Genomic DNA, 22222 nt, shown 5'->3' with positions numbered 1-22222 from the left:
GCGCTACTTGCCCCCCCGGTTGGCCTCGCCAGCCGCAGCGGTAGCCGGGTCGGCAGGCTTTTGCCAGACGCGAACCCAGTCAATCGCCAGCTGCTTGGGGAAATCGCGGTCCGAGATGCCGCCAGCCCCTCGCGTTTCAGCCAGTTTGCCGCCGATGGCGAGGTTCAGGATCAGGTGGAACGGCTGGTCGAACGGCGCCCCCGGCGCGGTGGACCCGGCGGACCACCATTCGCTGGAACGCCGCTCTGCAAAAGTGCGACCATCGATCTGCCAGACGATCCGGTCTGGCTGCCACTCGATGGCGTAAGTGTGAAAGCCCTCCAGCATTTGCGGCGCGTGGACTTCGGTGCTGGCCTGGGCGTTGGCGGGCCAGACGCCGCCAAAGTGCAGCGTGCCGAGGATTGTGTTTTCCCGCCCGCCGGGGCAGGCCGCGCATGGCACGCCCAGGTTGACGGCTTCCAGAATGTCGATTTCGCCCGATGCGGCCCAGCGGCCATAGCGGTCAGCCTCTGGCAGCATCCAGATCGCGGGCCAGGTGCCCTGCCCTTGCGGCAGGCTGGCGCGCACCTCGATCCGGCCATAGCGCCACGCGGCCTTGCCTTTGGTGGTCAGGCGGGCCGAGGTGAAATCACGGCTGACCACCGCGTTCTGATCGGTCCCGGCAGTGCGCAGCGCCTTGGGCAGGGCGGGGCCGGTGGCGCGCTGGCGGCGCGCGGTGATGACCAGTTTGCCGTCCACCACCGCCGCGTTGCGGGTGCTGGCGGTGTAGCACTGCCGTTCATTGTTGCCGCCGCCCCAGCAATCGACCTCGAAGCCCCACTTGGCGGGGTCGATGGCGGTGCCGTCGAACTCGTCGGCCCAGACGAGCTGCCACTCTTCAGCCCAGACGGGATGGCTGACGGCCAGCGCCAGCACGGCCAGCCCGCTCCGGATCATGCCGCTGCGGCATCCACCACGCCGCAATAGCGCGCCACATAGGCGTGGTGTTCCGGCAGGCTGGCGACGGTCTTCTCCACGCTGTCGCGCAGGCCGGCCAGCAGCTGCTCCAGTTCGGCATCGCTCAGCTTGGTGGCGACCGGGTGGTAAGCCTTGGGCATGATCCCCTGACCCATCATCACCTGGACCCAGCTGTTCTCGGCGAACAGTTCCTCGTTGCGGCGGAACACGCGGCCGGTTTCGCGGAACAGTTCGATCTTCTGGGTCAGGCTGTCGGGGATTTCCATCGCCGCGCATTGCCGCCAGAACGGGCTGTCGCGGCGTTCGGTGGCCTTGTAGTGCAGGATCAGGAAATCGCGGACCTGATACATGTCGGTCAGCTGCTGGTCGTTGAATTCGGCAACGTCGCGCTCGCTCACTTCGCCCATCGGCAGCATCCGGATCAGGCGCAGGATCGCGCGCTGGATCAGGTGGATGCTGGTCGATTCCAATGGTTCCAGGAACCCGCCTGACAGGCCCACGGCGATGCAGTTGCGGTGCCACTGCTTGCGCCGCGCACCGGTGGTGAACCGGATGAAGTTCGGCTCGGTCAGCCGCTGGCCTTCGGCAGTGGACAGCAACCGGTCGAGCGCGGCGTCACGCTCCAGATAGCGGCTGCAATAGACGATGCCGTTGCCCTGGCGGTGCTGCAACGGAATGCGCCACTGCCACCCCGCATCGTGCGCAATGGCGCGGGTATAGGGGATCGGCGCGCGGACGCTGGCGGTCTGCACTGCGATGGCCCCGTCGCATGGCAGGTAATGCGTCCAGTCGTCATAGCCGACGTGCAGCGCCCCCTCGATCAGCAGCGCGCGAAAGCCGGTGCAGTCGATGAACAGGTCGCCCTCGATCCGCTGCCCGCCGTCCAGCACCAGCGCGGCGATATTGCCGCTTTCCGGCGCGAGTTCGACTTGCGCGATCCGCCCTTCCACGCGCTTGGCCCCGTCCGCTTCAGCCAGCTTGCGCAAGTACCGGCCATAGAGCGTGGAATCGAGCTGATAGGCATAGTTCATGCGGTTGTCGGGCAGGTGGGCGAACCGGCCCTCATGGGCTGCCTTCAGCTCCAGGCAGTAATCGTCGAAACTGGCGGTGTGGCCCTTGGTCAGCCCGTGCAGCCAGAAATGCTGGAACCCTGCCGACCAGTGATCGCGCCCGGTCAGCCCGAAGGAGTGAAAGTACTTCTCGCCCTGCTGCTTCCAGTTCTCGAACTCGATCCCCAGCTTGAAGGTGGCCTGCGTCTCGCGCATGAATTCGGCCTCGCTGATCCCCAGCAGGCGGTTGTAGGTGACCAGCGGCGGGATCGTGCTTTCGCCCACGCCGACCGTGCCGATGGCATCGGATTCGACCAGCGTGAGGTCGATCGCGTGGCCCATCGTCCGCGCCAGTGCGGCGGCGGCCATCCATCCGGCGGTGCCGCCCCCGGCGATCACGATCCGGCGGCTGGTATATTCGCTTTTCATCGGCTCAGGGTCCTCAGCAGAAAGGCCCGCAGGCGTCCGGCGGATTCGGCGGTCAGCGGGTCCAGCACGCCGCGCGCACCGGCCGGGATATGGTCGGTAACGAGCGGCCCGTTGTCGAAAACATAGTGGTCGAACAGTTCGCGCCAGATCGCCTTGTCGGCGGCGGGCAGGTCGCGAATTGCCAGCATGGCGTGGTTCAGCGCGTCCTGCGGCTGGCCCAGCCAGCGCGGCGTGTCTCGCCACCAGTAGTTGAGCAGGATGTTGAACGGGGCCAGCCCTTCGACATGGTGCCACCACATCGACGGCACAAACAGCGCATCGCCCGGTTCCAGTTCCGCCACCTGGGCCTGCTCCAACGCGGCGGCGAAGCGGGGGTGGGCGGCAAAGTCCGGCGCGCGGAAATCTACCATGCTGACCGCGCGGCCAGCGGGTGTGTTGTCCACCGGGCCAAGGTAAAGGTTGGCGAACTGATCGGGCGGAAACAGGGTGAAGCGGCGGCGACCGGCCACGCAGCAGGCCAGGTTGTCGGGAAAGTCGTTATGCGCGGCGATGGTGGTGGGGGTGCCGATCCACAGGCTGGCAAGCGGGTCGCGGTCGCCCAGTTCGACGCTGTTTTCGGCATCGACCGTGGTGAAATGGCCCGGCACATCGATCGAGGCGAGGTAGATGGTGGGCGCGTCGGCGCGCCCTTCGTTGGCGTCGATCCCGGCGAAGATATCCGCCAGCCGCCCGCGCGCCATGCGGAAATTCATCCCCATTGCGGCGTCATAGAACATCCGTCCGTCGTGCCCCGGTTCGCCGATGGACACGGCGAACGGCACTTCGCGGGCGCGTTCCAGCAGATAGGCGCGGGCCGCGCGGGGGGATTCCAGCCCGGCCCGGACCAGCGGCCAGTCCGCCACCAGCCCGCGCAGCACGAATGGCTCACGCGCGCCGCGCAGCAGGGCGTCGAGCGCGGCGGCATCAGCCGCGCTGCGCTCTGCCACGGCGGGCAGGCGGCTCAGGGGCGAGGCGGCGGTTTCAGCCAAGGGCGACCCGTGCATTCTTGCGCGCCACCAGATCGGCAAACCGCCCCAGCGAGGCGACCGCCATGAAGATCGGCAGCAGCTGTCCTTCAAGCTGCAATTCGCCCAGAGCGCCGCCATCCAGCGCGGCCAGCCGGTCCTCGGCAATCACGTGATAGCCGACCAGCGAATGGCGCGCGCCGTTGTCCAGCGGCACGTCCAATGTGAAAGGCTCCAGCAAGTCGTGCCGTTCCAGCGCGGCGAAGAACGCGGGATACTGGCGGTAGCCGTGGTCCAGATCACCCAGCCGCCCGGCCATCGTTTCGAGGTAAGGCGTGGGGCGGGCGTCCTCGTCGAACAGGCGGGTGCCTTCGCCGCCGTGGTCGATGCGCGGGTGGGACATGTCGATGTGGACTTGCGGCGTGTCGCTCCCAGCGGCCGGCCGGCCGATCAGGAATGGCTGGATCGCCATCGCCAGCGGGCGATAGCGCGCATCCCAGCGGTCCCCTTCAAGGAACAGGTTCTCACCGTTGTCGAACCCGAACATCGCCAGCGCGGAAAACTGCCCGCTGGCGGCATCGCGGCGGAACACGATGGGGTAGTGGGCCTGCACCGCGCGGAATTCCAGCGGCACGGTCAGGCAGGCCATCACCGTATCGCCAAACTGCGCACCCGCCCCGGTGTGGACGCGCAAGGTCCCGTGATCGGCGGGGTTCAGGATCTGGTGGTTGCTCATGTCCGGACAAGTCTTTCGTGCGGCGCGGCAGCAGCGGCTGCGGCGGTGAAGTAGGTGCGGTTGGCGGGCAGTGCGGCGGCCAGCGCGCGGGCGCGCTCGCGCACTTCGACCAGCCGCGCAGCAGCGGCGGGTGATGGCGCGGCGGCAGGCGGGGCGGGCCAGCCCATGCCGTAAAGGACGTATTGCTGGCTGGCGGCGGAAAAGATCTCGTCCACGCGCGGGAAGTCCCAGCTGGACGGCGGCTGGTCTCGCCACAGTTCCAGCTGTTCGGCCAGCCGGGCCGGGATCGTGTCCGGAGCGCGCTGGGCCAGCCAGTAGGGTTCGCTGCGGCGGCTCAGGGCATAGTGCAGTTTCAGGAACTCGACGATGCGGTCCCAGCGATAGCGGAAAAGTTCATTGAAGCGGCTGGCATGGATCGTCATCGCGGCGCGGCTGGCGGGAAAGTTTTCGATCAGCGCGTTCAGCGACAGTTCGATCAGGACGATGGCCGATGCTTCCAGCGGCTCGATGAACCCGGCGGACAGGCCGATGGCCAGGCAATTGCGATCCCAGAACCGCTCGCGGTGGCCGGTGCGGAAAATCAGCTGGCGGGGCTGCAACTGGTCTGCATCAGCGCCGGGAACGTGGGTGCGGACATAGTCGAGCAGCACGGCCCGCGCGGCTTCCTCATCCATGAAGCGCGCGGCATAGACGCAGCCGATCCCGCGCCGGGTGGGCAATGCGATGTCCCACAGCCAGCCAGCGGCATGGGCGGTGCCGACAGTCTGCGCGGCAATGGGCGCATCGCGCGCGGTCGGCACCTGCACGGCCAGCGCGCGGTCGTTGAAGGACACGTCGCTGCGGTCGATCCAGCCGCCATCGCAATGTCCGCCGATCAGGATCGCGGCCTGGCCGGAGCAATCGAGGAACAGGTCGCCCGCCAGTGCTGGTTGATCGCGCAGGGTGAGCGCGGCAATGTCGCCATTGTCGGCCGCGATCACGCCGGTCACTTCGGCAGCGATCCGCGTCACGCCCATCCGGGTGGTGGCATGGCGGGCGAGCAGCGCGGCGAACTTGCCCGCGTCAAGGTGATAGCCATAGTTCAGCGCGCCAGCATAAGGCGGCATCGCCCGCTGGCGCGGGGCCAGATCGCGCGCGCAGGCGGCGGCCTGCGGGGTCATCGCGGCGGCGAAGGGCGCATCCGGGCAGCTTGCCCGCCACGCGGCCAGCAGGTCGCGCATGTCCCCCGGCGGCGGGGCGGTGAAGGGGTGGAGGTAGCTGTCAGCCGCGGTGCCATCGACCCAGCCGTCAAAGCGTGAGCCCTGCTTGAAGCTGGCGTCGCATTCGCGCAGGAACTCCTCCTCGGCGATGCCGATGCTGGCCAGCGTTTCGCGCATCGTCGGCCAGGTGCCTTCGCCGACGCCGATGGTCGGGATATCGGGGGCTTCGATCAGGGTGACAGACAAATCGGGCCGGCGCGCGGCCAGCAGCCCGGCCGCCAGCCACCCGGCGGTGCCTCCGCCGACAATCACCACGCGTTGAATCGAACCCGTCATCACGCCCCGACCATACCGGACATTTGCCTGTCGCCAGAGAAAAAGAGCCGCACTGCGGGGGCAGCGCGGCTCTTGTCCTCAACTCACCTTGCGGATCGGTCTGGGCCGATCAGAAGGTGAACCGCACGCCAGCCGCATAGCGCGCATAACCGGGAGCCGCGAAGAAGGCGGTTTTCTCGTTGCGCATGTGACCGCGACGGTCGGCGTTGGTGATGTTGATGCCTTCGACAAAGGCGGTCATGCCCTTGCGGAACTCATAGCTCGCGCTGACATCGAACTGGCCATAGGCTTCGACATAGTACGGATCGAACCCGTAGCCCGACAGGAACCCGTCGCGCCAGTTGTAGGCTACACGCGCCTGGATGCCGTTCTTGTCATAATAGAGCACGGCGTTGGCACTGTCGCTGACCCCGTTCACCGCGAACTGCGGCACGGTGTAGCGCTGGGTGTTGTCGAACTTCGTATCGCTCCTGACCACGGTGTAGTTCAGGATCGTGCCGAAGCCGGTTTCACCAAAGCGGTGCTGGATCGCGAATTCCCAGCCCCACAGCTTGGCCTTCTGGTCGCTGTTGACCGGCTGGGTCACCACGAAGTTCACCAGCGGATCGTTCGACTGGCCGCGAATGCCGCCGGTGGCCGTATCGACCAGCGCCGGATAGCGCGCGGCGATCCACGAACGGATCTGCGAGGTCGTGGCGCCCGCCCCCAGCGCGGACTGCGCTTCGGCCACGCGCGGACCGGCCGCCGGGTTGGTCAGTCCGAACGCGGGCATGTTGACCGTGGTGTTGCTGATGAAGTTGCCGACCCGCTTGTGGAAGAAGCCCACCGAGACATAGCTTTCGCGGTCGTAATACCACTCGGCCGAGACATCGATGTTCTTCGACTTGTAGGGCAGCAGGCCGGGATTGCCGCTGCGGCCGGTGCTGCCGCCCACGCGGATCGGAGCGTCCAGCGTGGTGCCACCCTGCAGGCTGGCATAGTCCGGACGGGTGATCGTGTGGCTATAGGCCGCGCGCAGCTTGACGTTCTCGATCGGCTCCATGTCGAAATCGATCGCGGGCAGCCAGTTTTCGTATTCGCCCTTCTGGGTCACGAAGTCCTGTGCGTTGCCATAGACGATGGCGATTTCGTTATCGCCCACCCACGACGTGCCGGTTGGGATCGGCACCAGCGCGGACGAATTGACCTTGGTCTTTTCGTACCGGATGCCGAGGCGCAGGTTGGCCGGGTTGGCGAACAGGTCGAACTGGTGGGTCGATTGCAGGTAGGGTGCAATCGTCTGTTCGTGCACGCGGCGGTCGGCCTGGAACTGCGCGAGGCAGGTGCCGGGCGCGGCCTTGCCGGTCCACGGGGCCGAGCAGATGCCGACCTTGCTTTCCAGCAGGGTGATTAGGGCCGCGGTATCGACCTTGAAGTAGTTCTGGAGAATGCCGGTCCCGTTGGACCCGTTCATGCCCGCCAGACGGCCGGGCAGACCCACCGGGGTGTAGAGGTTGTCGGGCGTTTCGGCGGCGGACAGGGTGCCGCCCCAGCTGTCGCTCTGGATGAAGCCATAGGCCGAACGGACCTTGTTGTCGGTGAAGGTGGCGCCGAAATCCAGGCTCTTGATGAACGAGGTGTCGAAGTCATAGCCGCCCTTCAGCGAGACTTCGTTGATCTCGTCGCGCATGTAGGCATTGCGGAACGCGTTGCCGGCCGGGCGGATGTTGACCGCGTTGTCAGCCGCGCTGCCCGGATACATGTTGACCGAAATGACCGGCATGTCGGTGGTGAAGTCCACCTTCTGCGACTGCACGCCGAAGATCGCGCTGCCGACCGCGATGTTGCTGCCATAGGGCGAGGTCGGCTTGCTCTCGGCGGTCGAGTGATGCCCGTCGAGGACGAGGCGCAGCCCGCCGGGGCCGTCCCATTCCAGATTGCCGCCGATCGAGCGGTTGATCGAACGGTTCGCGGCCAGCGCGCCGGTAATCGCCAGGTCCTTGCCGGGGGCGAAGGCTTCGGAATAGAAGTTCGGGCCGGCGGCCGGGCCGTCGGTCCAGCTGCTGCTGGTCTGATCGTGGTTGAACCACACCCCGACGCTGCTGGTGCGGGCGTTGATGGTGTTCTGCGAATAAGTGTAGTCGACCAGCAGCGAGAGCGTGTCAGTGGGCTTCACCTGCAGCACCAGCTGGCCGTTGATGCGTTCGCGGTCCAGGTCGGTGAAGTCATACCCGGCGTTCTGGGTGACCTGATAGATGTCGGTCGGGTCCGGGCGGTTTTCGGTGCGGGCAAAGTTGCCGCGCCAGTCGTTGGCGTCCAGCGGCAGCGAACCCCAGTTGTTTTCCGAACCGAGGTAGCCTTCGCGCCAGCCCGCGTTGAACTGGGCCTGGCTGGCCTTGCGGCGCTGGTACGACGCGGTCGCCAGAATGCCGATGGTGCCATCGCCAAAGGTGTTCGACAGGATGCCCGAGATTTCCGGAGTGACCGGCGTGCTTTCAAAGCGCGACGTATCGTAGACGCCCTTCACGCCGATGCTGCCCTTGAAACCGGGGCGATCCAGTGGGCGCGGGGTCTTGATGTTGATGACCGAGCCGATGCCGCCCGTGGGCAGGGCTGCGCGACCAGACTTGTACACTTCCACCCCGGCAACGCCTTCGGCGGCGAGGTTGCCGAAATCGAAGCTGCGCGAGGCCGGCGCTTCGCAGCAGCTGCCCAGGCCCGATGCGGGCATCTGGCGGCCGTTCAGCAGCACCAGGTTGAAGTCCGGGCCAAAGCCACGGACCGTGACGGTGGAGCCTTCACCGCTGTTGCGGTCAATCGACACGCCGGTGATGCGCTGGAGCGATTCGGCGAGGTTGGTGTCCGGGAACTTGCCGATGTCCTCGGCGGAGATCGCATCGACCACGCCCTGCGATTCGCGCTTGACGTCCAGTGAGGCGCGCAAGCTGGCGCGGATGCCGGTCACGACGATCGCATCGCCTTCCTCGGCCGCGGCGGCGCTGTCATCCTGAGCCAGCGCGGGCTGTGCGGCCATGGCGATCGCGGCGGCGGAAACACCCAGCATCAGGCGGCCCAAGGCGAGTTCGCGCAAACCTCTCATAATCCGATTCTCCTCCCGTTTCTCGTGCGATCCAAGTGCAGGACCGCCGATTGTGAACGTTCACCTAACTGATAACGTTCACTTGGTCAAGGCGGTTTGATGCAGGGCCGCAGCAGCGGGGCAGCAGCGCGGCGGCTGGCGCGGGCGACCTTGACTTTCGCGCGCGGTAAAGTGATTGACGGCGCACCGGACTTGGTGGCAAGCGCCGCCGTCCGATCAGCAGCGCTGATGCGCGGGTATAGCTTAGTGGTAAAGCACCAGCCTTCCAAGCTGGCTATGCGGGTTCGATTCCCGCTACCCGCTCCAGCCCGCATGCGCTGGCGGATCCTGTTTCCCCCCTTGAAGGCGCAACCGATGTCCGAACATCCGCATGACAAGCTTCAGCCCGATCTGCCGTCGCTGCGTCCGGGCCTGGCGCAGATGACCGAAGGGCCGTGGGCGGGCTGGTATCGCTGGGAACCGGTCGATCACTTCGAGGAACACGCCGGCCCGTTCTTCTGCCGCCCGGACGGCGACGGGATCGAGTGCGCGTTCATGCCCGAGGCGAAGAACCGCAACGGTGGCGGCAATATCCACGGCGGCGCCCTGATGACGTTTGCCGACTATGCCCTGTTCATGATCGCGGGCGGCATGGACACGGCGGTGCATGGCGTGACCGTGACGATGAATTGCGAATTCGTCGGTGCGGCGGAACCGGGCAAGCTGCTGACCGCGCGCGGCGAAGTGGTGCGCGCCGGGGGCAGCCTGGTGTTCGTGCGCGGGATGATCGCGGAGGGGGAGCGGAACGTGCTGGCCTTTTCCGGCACGATCAAGCGGTTCAGGACGAAGTCCTAACCCCGCCACTCCCGCCGTTCTTCGGCCTGGCGCAGCACTTCATAGGCCAGTTGCAGCGCGGTAAAGGCATCGGCGGCGTCCTTGTCGCCGGGGCGCACGTCCGGGTGGACTTTCTTGGCCTTGGTTCGCCAGGCCTTGCGCACTTCGTCAAAGTCGGCATCGGGCGACAGGCCCAGCACTTCCAGCGCGCGCAGCTCGTCGCGGCTGCGCGTGCCGTCGCCGCTGGAGGCCCAGCCATAATGCGCGGATTCGGCGTAGCCGGAATGGGTTTGGCGCTCGCTGCTTTCGCGCTGGGCGGCTTCCTCGGCATCCAGCCCGGCGAAGTAGTCCCAGCCCTGGTTGTATTCGGCCGCGTGCTTCTGGCAAAACATCCAGCGTTCGGGGCTGTTGGGCGATTTCGGCGCGGGGCAATCGCCGCGTTCGGTGCAGCCGTGCCGGTCGCACAGCCGGATCGTCGCCGCATCGCGCGCGCCTTCATACCCGCGCCAGCGGGGAAAGCCCCAGTCATTGGTTCGCCCGGAACGCCTCATGCCTGTCCGATAGGCCGAAGGGCCGGGGCGGTGCAAGCCAGCATGGCCTTCATCCCGTATTAAGTTTCACATCGCAATGGTGCATTGCAATATCATCGACGAACCCCATATCGGGTTCACTGGCTTCAGGGAGTTCACCGTCATGAGCAAGCAGCTGACCATGTCCGCCGCCGTTTCGGTGCTGGCAATGGCCGTTTTCGCCCTGCTGGGCACCGACCTGATTTCCGTTGGCGGCAACATCGCCCTGCTCCCGCAGGTGGGCTATTCGGCGGAAGCCGCCAGCCTGCCCGATCTTGGCAGCCTGCTGCCCGCGCTGCAGTAACGCTGCCCGGCAATTCGAAGTGAACAGGCCGAAATGAACAGGCCGGAGCGGCGATCCGCTCCGGCCTTTTTCGTGTCAGTCGATCGTGATCGTTACCGCACGGCGGTTCTTCGCCCAGCTCGCTTCGTCCGAACCGAGCGCGACCGGGCGCTCCTTGCCGTAGCTGACGGTCGAGAGGCGGGCGGCGTCGATGCCGACGCTGACCAGATAGTTCTTGGCCGCGTTGGCGCGGCGTTCGCCCAGCGCAAGGTTGTATTCACGGGTGCCGCGCTCGTCCGCATGGCCTTCGACCGTGGCGCGCTTGCCCGGATACTGAGCCAGCCATTGCGCCTGTGCCTGCAGCGCGGTCATGTCGGCGCTGTCGATGTTGTAGCGGTCGGTATCGAAATAGATCGTGTCCTGGCCCATCATCTGCGCCACGAAATCGGCCTGGCTGCCGGGGGTGATGGTGTTGCCCTGCACCGGTTCCTGCGCGGTGTTGGTGGATACGTTGGCGCCCGGATCGGGCGGCAACTGCTTGGGGGCCTTGCTGGCGCAGGCGGCCAGCGCGGCGGAACTGGCCAGCAGCAGGATCGCGGTCCGGATGGTGCGGGGTGAAGTCATCGGGCTTTCTCCTTAAGTCGCAGGTTCGGTGTTAACGCCCCCGGAGTCAATCTTGCGAATCGGTCGCAGTGCGGCCGTTTCCCTTACGGCCGCAGGGGCCCCCAGGCGGGGTCCGACCCGTCGACCGGTGTGGCCAGCTTGCGCTCGTTCCGCCCGGTCAGGTCGACCTGCCAGATTCCGGCCTTGCCGCTGCCGCGCGTGGTGCGGAAGAACTGGATGATCCGGCCGTTGGGCGCCCAGGTCGGCGCCTCATCCTGCCAGCTGTCGGTCAGGTAGCGCATTTCCCGCCCTTCCGGGGTCATCACCGCGATGCGGAAATTGCCGGCGATGTGGGTGAAGGCGATCTGGTCGCCGCGCGGGCTCCATTCCGGCGTGGCGCTGCGCCCGCCGAAGAAGGTGATGCGGCGCTGATCACTGCCGTCCGCATTCATCACATAGACCTGCTGGCTGCCGCCCCGGTCGCTTTCGAACACGATCCGGGTGCCATCCGGGCTGAAGCTGCCGCCGATGTCGATGCCGGGGCTGTCGGTCAGCCGCACCGCCGCACCACCGCCCGCCGGCATCTTGTAGATGTCGGTATTGCCGGCAATGGCCATCGAATAGAGCACCCACTTGCCATCGGGCGACCAGCGCGGCGCGAACACGGCGTTGCTGGATTGCAGCAGCAGCCGCTGGGTGTTGCTTTCCAGGTCGTAGATGTAGATCCGCGGGCTGCCGTTGAAATAGCTGAGATACAGGATCGAGCGATAATCCGGCGAATAGCGCGGGGTCAGCACCGTGGTCTGCCCGGTAGTCAGATAGCGGTGGTTCGCCCCGTCCGAATCCATGATCGCCAGACGCTTCATCCGGCGGTCCTTCGGTCCGGTTTCCGCGATGTAGGCGATGCGGCTGTCAAAGAACGGGCTTTCGCCGGACAGCCGCGAATAGACCATGTCCGCGCACTTGTGCGCGGCACGGCGCCAGTCCCCGGGGGCGACGGTCCACCCGGCCTTGGCCAGCTGCTGCTTCAGCGCGACGTCGTAGAGGTAGCACCCCACCGTCACCTGCCCGCCGGCTGCTGCGCGGACATAGCCCTGCACCAGCATTTCCGCACTGCGGCCCGCCCACGTGTCATAGGCCGGGGCCTGCACTTCACCAAAGGCCGGGCGGGGCAGGGCATCGGGGCCGACCGGCTTGAACAGGCCGTTGTTCTTCAGGTCATCGTTGATCACCCGCGCCAGGCTCATCCCCAGCGCCGCGGTCGATCCGGCGCTGGTCTGGGTCGGCACATCGGCATCGGTGGCAAAGGCCGGAATGGCAATGCCCAGGTCCTGCCAGTCGCTGTCGTCCGACACCGCGCCGGACAGTCCTTCTTCGGGCACCTGCTCGGTTGGCTGTGGCGTGGGCAGGGATTGCTGCGCGGCGGCGGGCGCGGCCAGCACGAGTGCCAACGCGGAAATCAGGCGAAGGTTCATTGCGATAGCTTTCGGTCGAAGCGGAAGTCGCTGACGCGCTTCCAGGCAGGGTAATATTCGGGCGGCAGGTTGAACGGCGCGGCCAGCCGCACCGCGCGCATCGCCTGTTCGGCATGGCGCTGGGCCTGCGCGCGGTTGGCATCGGTGATCCCATCCTGCCGCACCACGCGCGGTGATCCGGCCAAGGTGCCATCGGGGTTGAGATCCCAGGACAGCACCGTCACCAGCAACTCGGCATCGACCCCCTGCGGTGCGGCCCATTTCGGCTTGAGCTGGCGGGAGATCGCCCCGGCCAGCGCTGATCGCACCGCCGGGCCGACTGTGGCGGCGGGCGGCGCGGTAGTGGCCTGCTTGCCGGTCGCGCCGCTCACCCCTTTCAGGAAATCGCTGCCGATCCGGCTGCCCCCGGCCTTGGCGGGCTGGGTCGCGGCGGCGTTGGGCGTTCGTGCCGTGCTGGTGGCACCTTTCGGTGCAGTCGTGGGCGCGTTGCTGGGCTTTGGTGCCGGTCCAGCTTTCGGTGCCGCTTTGGGCGGGGTCGCGGCCTTGGTTGGCTGCGGCAGAGGCTTGGCGGCTACTGTCGGAGCCGGCCTGGGCTTGGTCACAACCGGCTTTGGCTGCACTTTCGGTTCGGGCTTCGGCTGGACCTTGGGCTCCGGCCGGGGCGGGACTGGCGTGGGCTGGGGGGCGGGTTCCGGCGCGGCCTCGCCCAATTCGAGGGCTTCGTCAGGCGCGGGATCGGCCACGCTAGGCGCGGTCGAAGTCAGCCCCACATCCTCGCTCAACGTCACGGTCATCCGTTCGGGCAGCGGGATCGTTGGCGCAGCGGCCGGGCGCGCGATCAGCACCGCGCCAAGGGCGACGTGCGCGGCCAGCGCAATCGCCAGGCCGATGCGTTCTTCGCGGTTGAGCGCGGAAACTGCCATCAATCGAGCCTAGGGCGCCTCAACTGAACCGTTGGTGACCAGCGAGATTGCATTGAACCCGGCCGCGTTCAGCTCGCCCATCACGCCCATCACCCGGCCATATTCCAGCGTCTTGTCGGCGCGCAGCGTCACCAGCGGCGGCTTGCCGTCCGTGCCCCTGGGCAGCGCGGCCAGCCGGTCGGCCAGTGTGCCGGGATCGACTTCGGACTGGTCGATATAGACGCGGCCATCGCGGCTCATCGACAGGTTCACTTGCGCGGGCTCCTGCGCCAGTGGCTTGGCATTGCTGTCGGGCAGGTCGATCGGCACCCCGGCGTTGAGCAGCGGGGCGGTGACCATGAAGATGATCAGCAGCACCAGCATCACATCGACCAGCGGCGTGACGTTGATGTCGGCCATGGGCGCGCGGCCCCTGCGGCCCCGGCGCTTGGGAGCGGAAAAGGCCATTCAGACCGCCTCCAGCTCGCGGCTCAGGCTGGCATGGAAACGGTCAGCAAAACGCTGCAGTCGCGCTTCCAGCTGGTCGACCCGGTGGGAAAAGCGGTTGTATGCGATGACCGCCGGGATCGCCGCAAACAGGCCGATCGCGGTGGCGAACAGCGCCTCGGAAATGCCGGGGGCCACCACCGCGAGCGAGGAGTTCTGCTGCGCGCCGATCTGGAAAAAGCTGTTCATGATCCCCCAGACCGTGCCGAACAGCCCCACGAACGGCGCAACCGAACCGACCGTGGCCAGGAAGTTCAGCCGCTCGGCCAGCTTGTCTGCCTCTTGCGCGACGGCGCTGTCCATCACCCCGGCCAGCCGCTGGCGGGTGCCGTCGCGGTCAATTACCTTGCCCGCAGTGGAACGGCGCCATTCGGCGAGACCAGCGGCGACGACCCGGGCGGAAGGGATGTCGCCCTTCCCGCGCTCGGCCTGAAACTCGTCGATGTTGCCGGCCTTCCAGAAATCGCGCTCATAAGCGTCGCAGCGCTTGCGGATGCCAGCCATACGCAGGCTGAACCCGACGACGATCATCCACACCCAGACGCTGGCCAGCACCAGCCCGGCCATCACCAATTGCACGACGATATCGGCATCCAGAAACAGCTTCACCGGATCAAGGCGCGTCGGCGCACCGGCGGCGGCCAGAATATCGAGAGCAGTCATTGCGGTCCTTCAATTAAAATCGTGGCAAATGCCGCGCGCCACGGGGCGGGCATCCGGCGCGGGCGGCCATCGGGGGCGACAAAGCCGACGCGCAGCCGCGCCTCGGCCAGCAGCGTGCCATCCTCGCGCCAGGCCTTCTGGTGCATCCGGCAACTGGCCGCACCCAGTTCCTCGCAAGTGGTTTCGATCCGCACGCCGTCATCCAGCCGCGCCGGGGCGGCATAGCGGATGGTGAGATCGGCGACGGCAAAAGCGCCTTCGCCCGCCTCGTTTACCGCGCGCTGGTCGATCCCCAGCAGCCGCACGAAATCCGATCGGGCGCGCTCGAACCAGCGCAGGTAATTGGCGTGATAGACCACGCCCGACAGATCGGTGTCCTCGAAATAGGCGCGCACCGCAAAGTGGTGCACCGGGCCATCGATCAGGCCGGAGGGCGGGGCGGGCAGTGACGTCATTGCGGCGGGTTTAGCCGCTGCGCGACTCGAAGGGCAAGGGGGGAGGGGCGCTGGCGCGGTTAAACACTTGCTCAGCGCGGCAGCATGGCCCCGAATTGCCTTCCGCCAAACACGTGGACGTGCAGGTGCGGCACTTCCTGATGGCCGTGCTGGCCGATGTTGGCGAGCAGGCGATAGCCCGGTTCAACCAGGCCGGCCTCACGTGCGACATGGCCGACGGCGCGGATGAACCCGGCGATTTCCGCCTCGCTGGCGCGGGCCGAGAAATCGTCCCAGCTGACGTAGGGGCCCTTGGGGATCACCAGCACGTGCAGCGGGGCTTGCGGGTTGATGTCGTGAAAGGCCAGCGCCCATTCGTCCTCATAGACGGTCTTGTTCGGGATTTCCCCGCGCAGGATCTTGGCGAAAACGTTCTGGTCGTCGTACGGCAGGCGAGGGTCGATTGGCATCATTCACTCCGGCTGGCTTTTTCGGCGATCCCGCTCACCCCGTCGCGGCGGTCGAGTTCGGCGAGCACTTCGGCAAAATCGACGCCCTTGGCATCGAGCAGGACCATCAGGTGAAAGATCGTGTCGGCGGCTTCGCCAACCAGGTCCTCGCGGCTGCCGCTGAGCGCGGCGACCACGGTTTCAACCGCTTCCTCGCCCAGCTTGCGGGCGATCACCGGCACCCCGCGCGCATGGAGTTTCGCGACCCAGCTGCTGGCGGGGTCGGCATGGCGGCGCGCGGCGATGGTCGCGGCCAGGCGGGCAAGGGTATCCGGGCGGTCCATGCCCATGGCCATGCGGTGCGTCGCGGCCAAGGTCAAGCCGCAGCCTGCGTCAATCCGATGGCGGGTTGCGTGAACCCTGCCGACCGATGATCAGCCCCAGCACGCCGATGGCGAACAAGGCCAGGTTGCTGGGATCGGGGATGCTGGCACCACTGCTCGCAAGCGCGGGCCCGGCCGCGCAGAGCGCCACCGCGGTGATTGCCAGGACGGGAATTGGGCTGCGACCCTCGAATTTGTCCTTCATGGATAGTGGTTTACGCAAACCCCATGCCAGCGCGGTCAGATCACGCAGGGCGGCGGCTTGCGATGGTTAACACCGGGTTTCCGGCTGACACGGGTGTAAACAGCGCCGACGGTTCAGCCCCGCGCGGGCAGTCCGGCGGCGCGCAGGGCGGCGTGGGCTTCGTGGATGGTGTGCTGGCCAAAGTGAAAGATCGAGGCGGCCAGCACCGCACTGGCGTGGCCTTGCGTCACACCCTCGACCAGATGGTCCAGCGTGCCGACCCCGCCGCTGGCAATCACCGGCACCGATACGGCATCGGCGATGGTGCGGGTCAGCGCCAGGTCATATCCGGCCTTGGTCCCATCGCCGTCCATCGAGGTGACAAGCAGTTCGCCTGCGCCCAGCTGCGCCAGCTTCATCGCGTGTTCCACCGCGTCGATCCCGGTCGCCTTGCGTCCGCCGTGGGTGAAGATTTCCCAGTTGCCACGCGGCGTCCGGCGCGCATCGACCGAGGCGACCACGCACTGACTGCCGAACTTTTCCGCGATGTCGGCGACCACTTCCGGGCGGCTGACCGCGGCGGAATTGACCGCGACCTTGTCTGCCCCGGCCAGCAGCAGCGCGCGCGCGTCCTCGACGCTCCGCACCCCGCCGCCCACGGTCAGCGGCATGAAGCACACTTCCGCCGTGCGCCGGACAACGTCAAGCAGCGTGCCGCGCCCTTCGTGGCTGGCGGAAATATCCAGGAAGCACAGCTCGTCCGCACCTGCCGCGTCATAGGCGCGGGCCTGTTCGACCGGATCACCGGCATCGCGCAGGTCGACGAAGTTCACGCCCTTCACCACACGCCCGTCGCGGACGTCGAGGCAGGGGATGACGCGGACGCGGACAGTCATCGGATCAGGCCCGGTTGGCCATGGCGATGGCGGCGGCCAGATCGAGCCGGCCTTCATAGAGCGCACGCCCCGTGATGACGCCTTCGATCCCGTCCACTGCGTGGAGCGAGAGGATGTGAATGTCGTCGAGGCCCTTGACGCCGCCGCTGGCGATGACCGGCAGATCAACTTGCCGGGCGAGGTCGACCGTGGCGTCGATGTTGACGCCCTTCAGCAGACCATCGCGGCCAATGTCGGTGAACAGCAGGCTGGCGACCCCGGCATCCTCGAACCGGCGGGCGAGATCGACCACCGCCACGTCGGACACTTCGGCCCAGCCCTCGGTCGCAACCATGCCGTCGCGGGCATCGACTGCAACGACGATCCCGCCGGGAAATTCCGCCGCCATGTCCTTCACGAACTGCGGGTCTTTCAGCGCGGCGGAGCCCATGACCACGCGGCTGACACCCAGATCGAACCAGCCCTCTACCGCTTCGCGGGTGCGGATGCCGCCGCCCAGCTGGACATGGCCGGGGAACGCCTCAAGGATGGCTTCGACCGCGGCGCGGTTTTCGGCGCGGCCCGCGAACGATCCGTCCAGATCGACCACGTGCAGGAATTGCGATCCGGCCTCGGCAAACAGGAGCGCCTGCGCGGCGGGGTTGTCGCCATAGACGGTGGCGCGGTCCATATCGCCTTCGGACAGGCGGACAACCTGGCCGCCCTTGAGGTCGATGGCCGGGAATACGATCATGCCAATTCTCTCATCATGGCCGCCAATCGAGGAAGTTGGACAGCAGCGCCAGCCCATAGGCCTGGCTCTTTTCCGGGTGGAACTGCACCCCCACCACATTGTCGCGCGCCACCGCCGCAACCAGCCCGCCACCGTGATCGGTCATCGCGGCGACGTGGTGCCCGTCGGCGGGGACGAAGTGATAGGAATGCAGGAAATAGGCCTCGCCCGGTTCGATCAGCGGGGCATGGGGCGCGGGCAGGACATCGTTCCAGCCCATGTGCGGAATCTTGATTGCCGGGTCGGTCCGCTCGATCAGGCGGACTTCGCCGTCAATCCAGCCAAGGCCCGGCGTGGTGCCATGCTCAACCCCGCTGGTGGCAAGCAATTGCATCCCCACGCAGATGCCCAGAAACGGGGCGCCGCCCACCAGCACGCGCTCGGCCATCGCATCGACCATGTGCGGGATCGCGCGCAGCCCTTCGGCGCAGGCGCGGAAACTGCCGACGCCGGGCAGGACGATACGGTCCGCCGCGCGCACGACATCAGGATCGGACGTCAGGGCCACGCCTTCGGCGCCAGCGGCCTTCAGCGCGTTCGCGACCGAATGGAGGTTGCCCGCGCCGTAATCGATCAGCGCGACAATCTCAGCCACCAAGCTGGCCCTTGGTGCTGGGGATTGCGCCGCCCTTGCGCGGGTCCAGCTCCACCGCCTGCCGCATCGCGCGGGCAAAGCCCTTGTAGATGCCTTCGCAGATGTGGTGGTTGTTGGTGCCGTAGAGCAACTCGATGTGCAGCGTGATGCCCACGGCCTGAGCGATCGACTGGAACCAGTGCTCGAACAGCTCGGTATCCATCTCGCCCAGCCGCTCCTGCGTGAACGCGGCCTTCCAGACCAGCCAGGGGCGGCCCGAAATGTCCAGCGCGACCCGGCACAGCGCTTCGTCCATCGCGGAATGCGCCTCGCCATAGCGGCCGATCCCGGCCTTGTCGCCAAGGGCCTGGGCAATCGCCTGGCCTATGGCAATGGCGCTGTCTTCAGTGGTGTGGTGCTGGTCGACATGAAGGTCGCCCTTCACGTGGCACGTGATGTCGATCAGCGAATGGCGGCTGAACTGTTCCACCATGTGATCGAGGAACCCGATCCCGGTGGAGACATCATACGCCCCCGTCCCGTCGAGGTTCACTTCGACGAGAATGTCGGTTTCGTGGGTTTTCCGAGCGATCCGGCCAGTACGCATAAGCTGGGCCTATAGGCTGGACGGCGCAGGAATCAATGTTTGTTCGCGCGATTGCCGCATCCCCTTTCCCCTTGACCATGTGGCCTCGCGACGCCACTTGTCCCCCTGATGAGCGACGATATGCCCGATAGCCTGATCCCCTACGACGAAATCGTGCAGGAGGCGCTGCGCGCCGTGGTTGGCCGCGTGCTGGGCGAAGTTGTGGCGGCGGGCGGCAACTTGCCGGGTGCGCACCACTTCTACATCACTTTCAAGACCCAGGCGCCCGGCGTGGTGATCCCCCCGCACCTGAAGGAACGGTTCCCGGACGAGATGACCATTGTGCTCCAGAACAAGTTCTGGGACCTGGCGGTCAGTGAAACCGGGTTTTCGGTGGGCCTGTCGTTCAACCAGATTCCCAGCAAGCTGGACATTCCCTTTGCCGCGATCACCGCATTCGTCGATCCGGCGGTCGATTTCGGGCTGCAGTTCCAGGCCATCGTGCCTGATGACGTGCCGCCGCCGCATGACGATGCCGAAAACGATTCGCCGGTGATCAGTAGCGATGACGGGTCGAACGTCGTCACTGTGGACTTCGGCAAGAAGAAGTAGGCGGCCGATGGCGACGAACCGGATTCTCGCCACGATCCTGCGTCAGGGCGGCGGACGCCTGCTCAACACCGCGATTGCCAAGGCGCTGCCCGATGAACCGGCGGAGGCCGCGGGCAGGAAGAAGAACCTGCTGGCCGGCGTGGCCGGGTTCGTCGCGCTGCGCGTGGCGACCAAATCGGTGCCGGGGGCGATTGTCGTCGGGTCCGGGCTGATCGCCAAGAAGCTCTATGACCGGCGCCAGGCGACAAAGGCGGCGAAGTCGGGTACGGCGGCCAAGACCGCGAAAGACACGCCCGCCACTTGATCTGCCCGTGCCATTGCGCGATTGGGGCGCATGGCTTCACCCGATACCCTTCAACGCCGCGGCCTGATGTTCATCCTGTCCTCGCCGTCCGGCGCAGGCAAGACTACGATTGCGCGCAAGCTGCTGGCCCATGACGCGGAAATCCGCATGTCGGTATCCGTCACCACCCGCCCGCCGCGTCCCGGTGAAGTGGACGGGCAGGATTACATCTTCGCCAGCCAGGCCGAATTTGACCGGATGGTGGAGGACGGGCAGTTCCTCGAGTGGGCAACCGTGTTCGGCAACAGCTACGGCACCCCCAAGGCGCAAGTGAAAGCCGGTATCCGCGAGGGCCAGGATTTCCTGTTCGATATCGACTGGCAGGGCACGCAGCAGCTTTATCAGAAGATGGAAACCGACGTCGTCCGCGTGTTCCTGCTGCCGCCCAGCATCGACGAGTTGCGCCGCCGCCTGACCGGGCGCGGAACCGATCCCGCCGAAGTGATCCAGTCCCGCATGGACCGCGCCCGTGCCGAAATCAGCCACTGGGACGGCTATGACTATGTCATCGTCAACGACGATATCGAGGCCTGCTTTGCCAAAGTCTGCGAAATCCTCGCCGCCGAACGCATGAAACGCGCCCGCCAGACCGGGCTGATCGGGTTTGTGCGGGGGTTGATGACGGACTGAGGGTGGTGGGGTGTGGCTGGCGTGTTGGGGAAGCTGACATCGCGAACAGTCAGTCAGACAAAGCGCTAGCCTGGTTGCCAACGAAGCCGAACTTTCCTTCACCCCTCGCGCTCGCCAACTGGATCGCGGAATACAGGCAAGAGTATCGTTCCATGGTGGCCTTGAAGTCACGCAGAGCCTCAGGCGGCGGTTGAACGACCAGCTTATCGCCGAATGGTTGGATTACCTCTCCTTTCACCAAGCCGCAGTGCTCTTCCAAAGCTTCGGCAAAGAGGGCGTCGCTTGCGAAATCTACGCGACGGGGAAACCCCTTGAGCAGGCCGCGCTTGGCAAGTTCACTCTCTGCACTCGCTATCATTTGCGGGCGATACCCTTCCGCCAAGAAGGCATGATACCCGCTCATCAACTCCTGATCGTCGAATGACACAATCTCGCCAGCCGCGGCGTCGCGAGTGCATGAGAACATTTCTGCCATGGCGTTCGCCGATGGACCGATGACAATCTCGTAAGATTGAAAATCATCCTCGTAGGACACTTTCAGGCCCCGCGAGGATAGACCGCACTCCACGAGCTTCTGAGTGATAATTTGCTCGTAAGACGGGGGCGGCTCAGGGAGTATTTCCATCGCGCCATTAAAGCGCACCTGAGAAATGTCCGCAATGTTGCCGTTTCCGGAACGGCAGCTTGTGGCAAGTAGGCGAGCTATGCAGCCGCTCCGCCCCGTCGCCCCGGACTTGATCCGGGGCTAGGCTTTGCTTCTCGCACAGCCTTTGGATCACACGGGCCCCAGCGGATGACCGCCAGTTAGCCTAGCCCCGTGTCAAGCACGGGGCGACGACAGGAGGGCTTGGCGGATGCCTCGCCCCTCAGGGCAATCCCGCGCGGCTTACTGCAACCTCGGTCACCAGCACTTTGCCCAGCGGGGCCTTTGCCGCTTCGCCTGCGTCCGAACTCGGCGCGACGAGCATGAACAGGTGTTTGCCTTCTGGCCCGCCCAGCATGCAGGCGAAGCACGGCAGGCCGCCGGTTTCGACCACATCCAGCACTTCGCCGCCCGGCGCGATCAGGGCGCATTCGGGGGCGAGCGGGTTGGCGATCCAGATTGCGCCGCTGGCGTCGAGGCAGATGCCATCGGGCACGCGCGGCCAGGTGGGGGCCCATTCGCGGCGGTTGGACAGGCTGCCATCCGCGCCGATGTCCAGCGCGGTCAGCCGTCCGCCCAGCGTTTCGCCGAGGATCAGCGTGTTGCCATCGGGGGTGATGACCATGCCGTTGGGAAAGCTGAACCGCTCACCCGGCGCGGCGTCGCTGACGGTGCCGTCTGGCTGCACCAGTGCCAGACAGGTCTGAGGATGGTCGGCGATCACGCTTTCCGCCCCGCGCGCGTGGATTGCCGCGTCCAGATCGAACCCGAAGTTGCCGACATAGGCGCGGCCCTGCGCATCGACGACCATGTCGTTGCAGAGGTGCGCGGAAAGGCCGGTCAGATCGGCGTGGCAGGCAAACCGCCCGTCCGGCCAGCGCCGCCACAGCTGGCGCAGTTCCATCCGCACCACCAGCAACGAACCATCGGGCATCCAGCCAAGGCCCGATGGGCGACCTTCAAGCTCCAGCTCCGTGCGCAGATCGCCCGCCAGATCGACCGAGCAGACGCGGTGCGCGTAGAAGTCCGAAAACCACAAGCGACCGTTCCGCCAGCGCGGCCCCTCGCCGAAATAGACCTGATGGGCGAGGGTGCGCAGGCGGTGCTTCATG

At 66.4% G+C, this 22222-nt stretch carries 27 protein-coding genes and 1 tRNA gene; 6 read left to right on the top strand and 22 right to left on the bottom strand.

What is annotated here, in order from left to right:
* Nucleotides 1–3: 3 nt before the first annotated feature.
* From IE113_RS12840 to IE113_RS12815, 6 genes are all read right to left on the bottom strand, one after another.
* Nucleotides 4–936 carry a glycoside hydrolase family 16 protein gene (locus IE113_RS12840; protein ID WP_189542120.1) on the bottom strand — a complete coding sequence of 311 codons (933 nt, stop codon included), beginning with the start codon at nucleotides 934–936 and terminating at the stop codon, nucleotides 4–6.
* Nucleotides 933–2435, bottom strand: a complete 1503-nt coding sequence (locus IE113_RS12835) for a tryptophan halogenase family protein (RefSeq protein WP_189542118.1) — start codon at nucleotides 2433–2435, stop codon at nucleotides 933–935. The genes IE113_RS12840 and IE113_RS12835 overlap by 4 nt, the downstream gene beginning before the upstream one ends.
* Complete coding sequence (locus tag IE113_RS12830; RefSeq protein ID WP_189542116.1) at nucleotides 2432–3478, bottom strand: cupin-like domain-containing protein; 1047 nt, start codon at nucleotides 3476–3478, stop codon at nucleotides 2432–2434. The genes IE113_RS12835 and IE113_RS12830 overlap by 4 nt, the downstream gene beginning before the upstream one ends.
* Nucleotides 3456–4175: a SapC family protein gene (locus IE113_RS12825; protein ID WP_189542114.1), complete on the bottom strand. Its 720-nt coding sequence runs from the start codon at nucleotides 4173–4175 to the stop codon at nucleotides 3456–3458. Before IE113_RS12825 ends, IE113_RS12830 begins: the two co-directional genes overlap by 23 nt.
* On the bottom strand, nucleotides 4172–5710 hold the full coding sequence (locus tag IE113_RS12820; RefSeq protein ID WP_189542112.1) for a tryptophan halogenase family protein: 1539 nt from the start codon (nucleotides 5708–5710) through the stop codon (nucleotides 4172–4174). Before IE113_RS12820 ends, IE113_RS12825 begins: the two co-directional genes overlap by 4 nt.
* A gap of 109 nt (nucleotides 5711–5819) precedes the next feature.
* Nucleotides 5820–8789: a TonB-dependent receptor gene (locus IE113_RS12815; protein WP_189542110.1), complete on the bottom strand. Its 2970-nt coding sequence runs from the start codon at nucleotides 8787–8789 to the stop codon at nucleotides 5820–5822.
* A 232-nt stretch (nucleotides 8790–9021) separates the two neighbouring features.
* On the opposite strand from IE113_RS12815, the gene IE113_RS12810 reads away from it, so the two are divergent.
* Together IE113_RS12810 and IE113_RS12805 are read left to right on the top strand one after the other, a co-directional pair.
* Nucleotides 9022–9095: transfer RNA gene (locus IE113_RS12810), tRNA-Gly, on the top strand.
* A 48-nt stretch (nucleotides 9096–9143) separates the two neighbouring features.
* Nucleotides 9144–9623: a PaaI family thioesterase gene (locus tag IE113_RS12805; protein WP_189542108.1), complete on the top strand. Its 480-nt coding sequence runs from the start codon at nucleotides 9144–9146 to the stop codon at nucleotides 9621–9623.
* On the opposite strand, the gene IE113_RS12800 is transcribed toward IE113_RS12805, so the two are convergent.
* Nucleotides 9620–10153 carry a J domain-containing protein gene (locus tag IE113_RS12800; RefSeq protein WP_189542106.1) on the bottom strand — a complete coding sequence of 178 codons (534 nt, stop codon included), beginning with the start codon at nucleotides 10151–10153 and terminating at the stop codon, nucleotides 9620–9622. The two genes, IE113_RS12805 and IE113_RS12800, sit on opposite strands and share 4 nt — an antisense overlap.
* A gap of 142 nt (nucleotides 10154–10295) precedes the next feature.
* Between IE113_RS12800 and IE113_RS12795 the strand changes: the two genes are divergently transcribed.
* On the top strand, nucleotides 10296–10475 hold the full coding sequence (locus IE113_RS12795) for a hypothetical protein (RefSeq protein WP_189542105.1): 180 nt from the start codon (nucleotides 10296–10298) through the stop codon (nucleotides 10473–10475).
* Nucleotides 10476–10550: 75 nt separating this feature from the next.
* Here the strand turns inward: IE113_RS12795 and pal are convergent, their stop codons facing one another.
* The 13 genes from pal to hisB all read right to left on the bottom strand — a co-directional run bounded on the left by pal (nucleotide 10551) and on the right by hisB (nucleotide 18903).
* Nucleotides 10551–11078: a peptidoglycan-associated lipoprotein Pal gene (gene pal / locus IE113_RS12790; RefSeq protein WP_189542104.1), complete on the bottom strand. Its 528-nt coding sequence runs from the start codon at nucleotides 11076–11078 to the stop codon at nucleotides 10551–10553.
* Between the two features lie 83 nt (nucleotides 11079–11161).
* A complete protein-coding gene (gene tolB / locus IE113_RS12785) occupies nucleotides 11162–12532 on the bottom strand; it encodes a Tol-Pal system beta propeller repeat protein TolB (RefSeq protein ID WP_189542103.1) in 1371 nt (456 codons plus the stop codon).
* The gene (gene tolA / locus IE113_RS12780; RefSeq protein WP_189542102.1) at nucleotides 12529–13455 is read right to left on the bottom strand and encodes a cell envelope integrity protein TolA; all 927 of its coding nucleotides are present in this window, start codon (nucleotides 13453–13455) and stop codon (nucleotides 12529–12531) included. Before tolA ends, tolB begins: the two co-directional genes overlap by 4 nt.
* 9 nt (nucleotides 13456–13464) lie before the next feature.
* The gene (locus IE113_RS12775) at nucleotides 13465–13902 is read right to left on the bottom strand and encodes an ExbD/TolR family protein (protein WP_229822395.1); all 438 of its coding nucleotides are present in this window, start codon (nucleotides 13900–13902) and stop codon (nucleotides 13465–13467) included.
* Nucleotides 13903–14604: a protein TolQ gene (gene tolQ, locus IE113_RS12770; protein ID WP_189542101.1), complete on the bottom strand. Its 702-nt coding sequence runs from the start codon at nucleotides 14602–14604 to the stop codon at nucleotides 13903–13905.
* Nucleotides 14601–15059, bottom strand: coding sequence for a YbgC/FadM family acyl-CoA thioesterase (locus IE113_RS12765; protein ID WP_189542100.1), 459 nt, complete (start codon nucleotides 15057–15059; stop codon nucleotides 14601–14603). The genes tolQ and IE113_RS12765 overlap by 4 nt, the downstream gene beginning before the upstream one ends.
* Nucleotides 15060–15130: 71 nt before the next feature.
* Nucleotides 15131–15508 carry a histidine triad nucleotide-binding protein gene (locus IE113_RS12760; protein WP_189542099.1) on the bottom strand — a complete coding sequence of 126 codons (378 nt, stop codon included), beginning with the start codon at nucleotides 15506–15508 and terminating at the stop codon, nucleotides 15131–15133.
* A complete protein-coding gene (locus IE113_RS12755) occupies nucleotides 15508–15831 on the bottom strand; it encodes a phosphoribosyl-ATP diphosphatase (RefSeq protein ID WP_189542097.1) in 324 nt (107 codons plus the stop codon). Before IE113_RS12755 ends, IE113_RS12760 begins: the two co-directional genes overlap by 1 nt.
* Nucleotides 15832–15880: 49 nt before the next feature.
* Entirely contained in the window at nucleotides 15881–16075 is a 195-nt protein-coding gene (locus tag IE113_RS12750) for a hypothetical protein (protein WP_189542095.1), read from the bottom strand.
* Nucleotides 16076–16188: 113 nt separating this feature from the next.
* On the bottom strand, nucleotides 16189–16950 hold the full coding sequence (gene hisF, locus IE113_RS12745; protein WP_189542093.1) for an imidazole glycerol phosphate synthase subunit HisF: 762 nt from the start codon (nucleotides 16948–16950) through the stop codon (nucleotides 16189–16191).
* 4 nt (nucleotides 16951–16954) lie between these two features.
* Complete coding sequence (hisA, locus tag IE113_RS12740) at nucleotides 16955–17683, bottom strand: 1-(5-phosphoribosyl)-5-[(5-phosphoribosylamino)methylideneamino]imidazole-4-carboxamide isomerase (RefSeq protein WP_189542091.1); 729 nt, start codon at nucleotides 17681–17683, stop codon at nucleotides 16955–16957.
* Between the two features lie 13 nt (nucleotides 17684–17696).
* Nucleotides 17697–18317 carry an imidazole glycerol phosphate synthase subunit HisH gene (gene hisH / locus IE113_RS12735; protein ID WP_189542089.1) on the bottom strand — a complete coding sequence of 207 codons (621 nt, stop codon included), beginning with the start codon at nucleotides 18315–18317 and terminating at the stop codon, nucleotides 17697–17699.
* Nucleotides 18310–18903 carry an imidazoleglycerol-phosphate dehydratase HisB gene (gene hisB, locus IE113_RS12730; RefSeq protein WP_189542087.1) on the bottom strand — a complete coding sequence of 198 codons (594 nt, stop codon included), beginning with the start codon at nucleotides 18901–18903 and terminating at the stop codon, nucleotides 18310–18312. Before hisB ends, hisH begins: the two co-directional genes overlap by 8 nt.
* 108 nt (nucleotides 18904–19011) lie before the next feature.
* Here hisB and IE113_RS12725 point away from each other — a divergent pair, with 108 nt between their 5' ends.
* Genes IE113_RS12725 through gmk form a run of 3 tightly spaced genes read left to right on the top strand, consistent with a single transcriptional unit; the run spans nucleotide 19012 to nucleotide 20467 of the window.
* Nucleotides 19012–19494 (top strand): SspB family protein, encoded by a 483-nt coding sequence (locus tag IE113_RS12725; protein WP_189542085.1) that lies wholly within the window; start codon nucleotides 19012–19014, stop codon nucleotides 19492–19494.
* 7 nt (nucleotides 19495–19501) lie between these two features.
* The gene (locus IE113_RS12720; protein ID WP_189542083.1) at nucleotides 19502–19798 is read left to right on the top strand and encodes a hypothetical protein; all 297 of its coding nucleotides are present in this window, start codon (nucleotides 19502–19504) and stop codon (nucleotides 19796–19798) included.
* Between the two features lie 30 nt (nucleotides 19799–19828).
* Nucleotides 19829–20467 carry a guanylate kinase gene (gene gmk / locus IE113_RS12715; protein ID WP_229822380.1) on the top strand — a complete coding sequence of 213 codons (639 nt, stop codon included), beginning with the start codon at nucleotides 19829–19831 and terminating at the stop codon, nucleotides 20465–20467.
* Between the two features lie 49 nt (nucleotides 20468–20516).
* Here the strand turns inward: gmk and IE113_RS12710 are convergent, their stop codons facing one another.
* Entirely contained in the window at nucleotides 20517–21092 is a 576-nt protein-coding gene (locus IE113_RS12710; RefSeq protein WP_189542081.1) for a hypothetical protein, read from the bottom strand.
* Between the two features lie 241 nt (nucleotides 21093–21333).
* Nucleotides 21334–22221, bottom strand: a complete 888-nt coding sequence (locus IE113_RS12705; RefSeq protein ID WP_189542079.1) for an SMP-30/gluconolactonase/LRE family protein — start codon at nucleotides 22219–22221, stop codon at nucleotides 21334–21336.
* Nucleotide 22222: the final 1 nt, after the last annotated feature.

The organism is Novosphingobium arvoryzae, assembly GCF_014652615.1.
Classification (GTDB): domain Bacteria; phylum Pseudomonadota; class Alphaproteobacteria; order Sphingomonadales; family Sphingomonadaceae; genus Novosphingobium; species Novosphingobium arvoryzae.
Note: the sequence above shows the minus strand (reverse complement) of the source record. Positions and strands in the feature narration are given on the sequence as shown.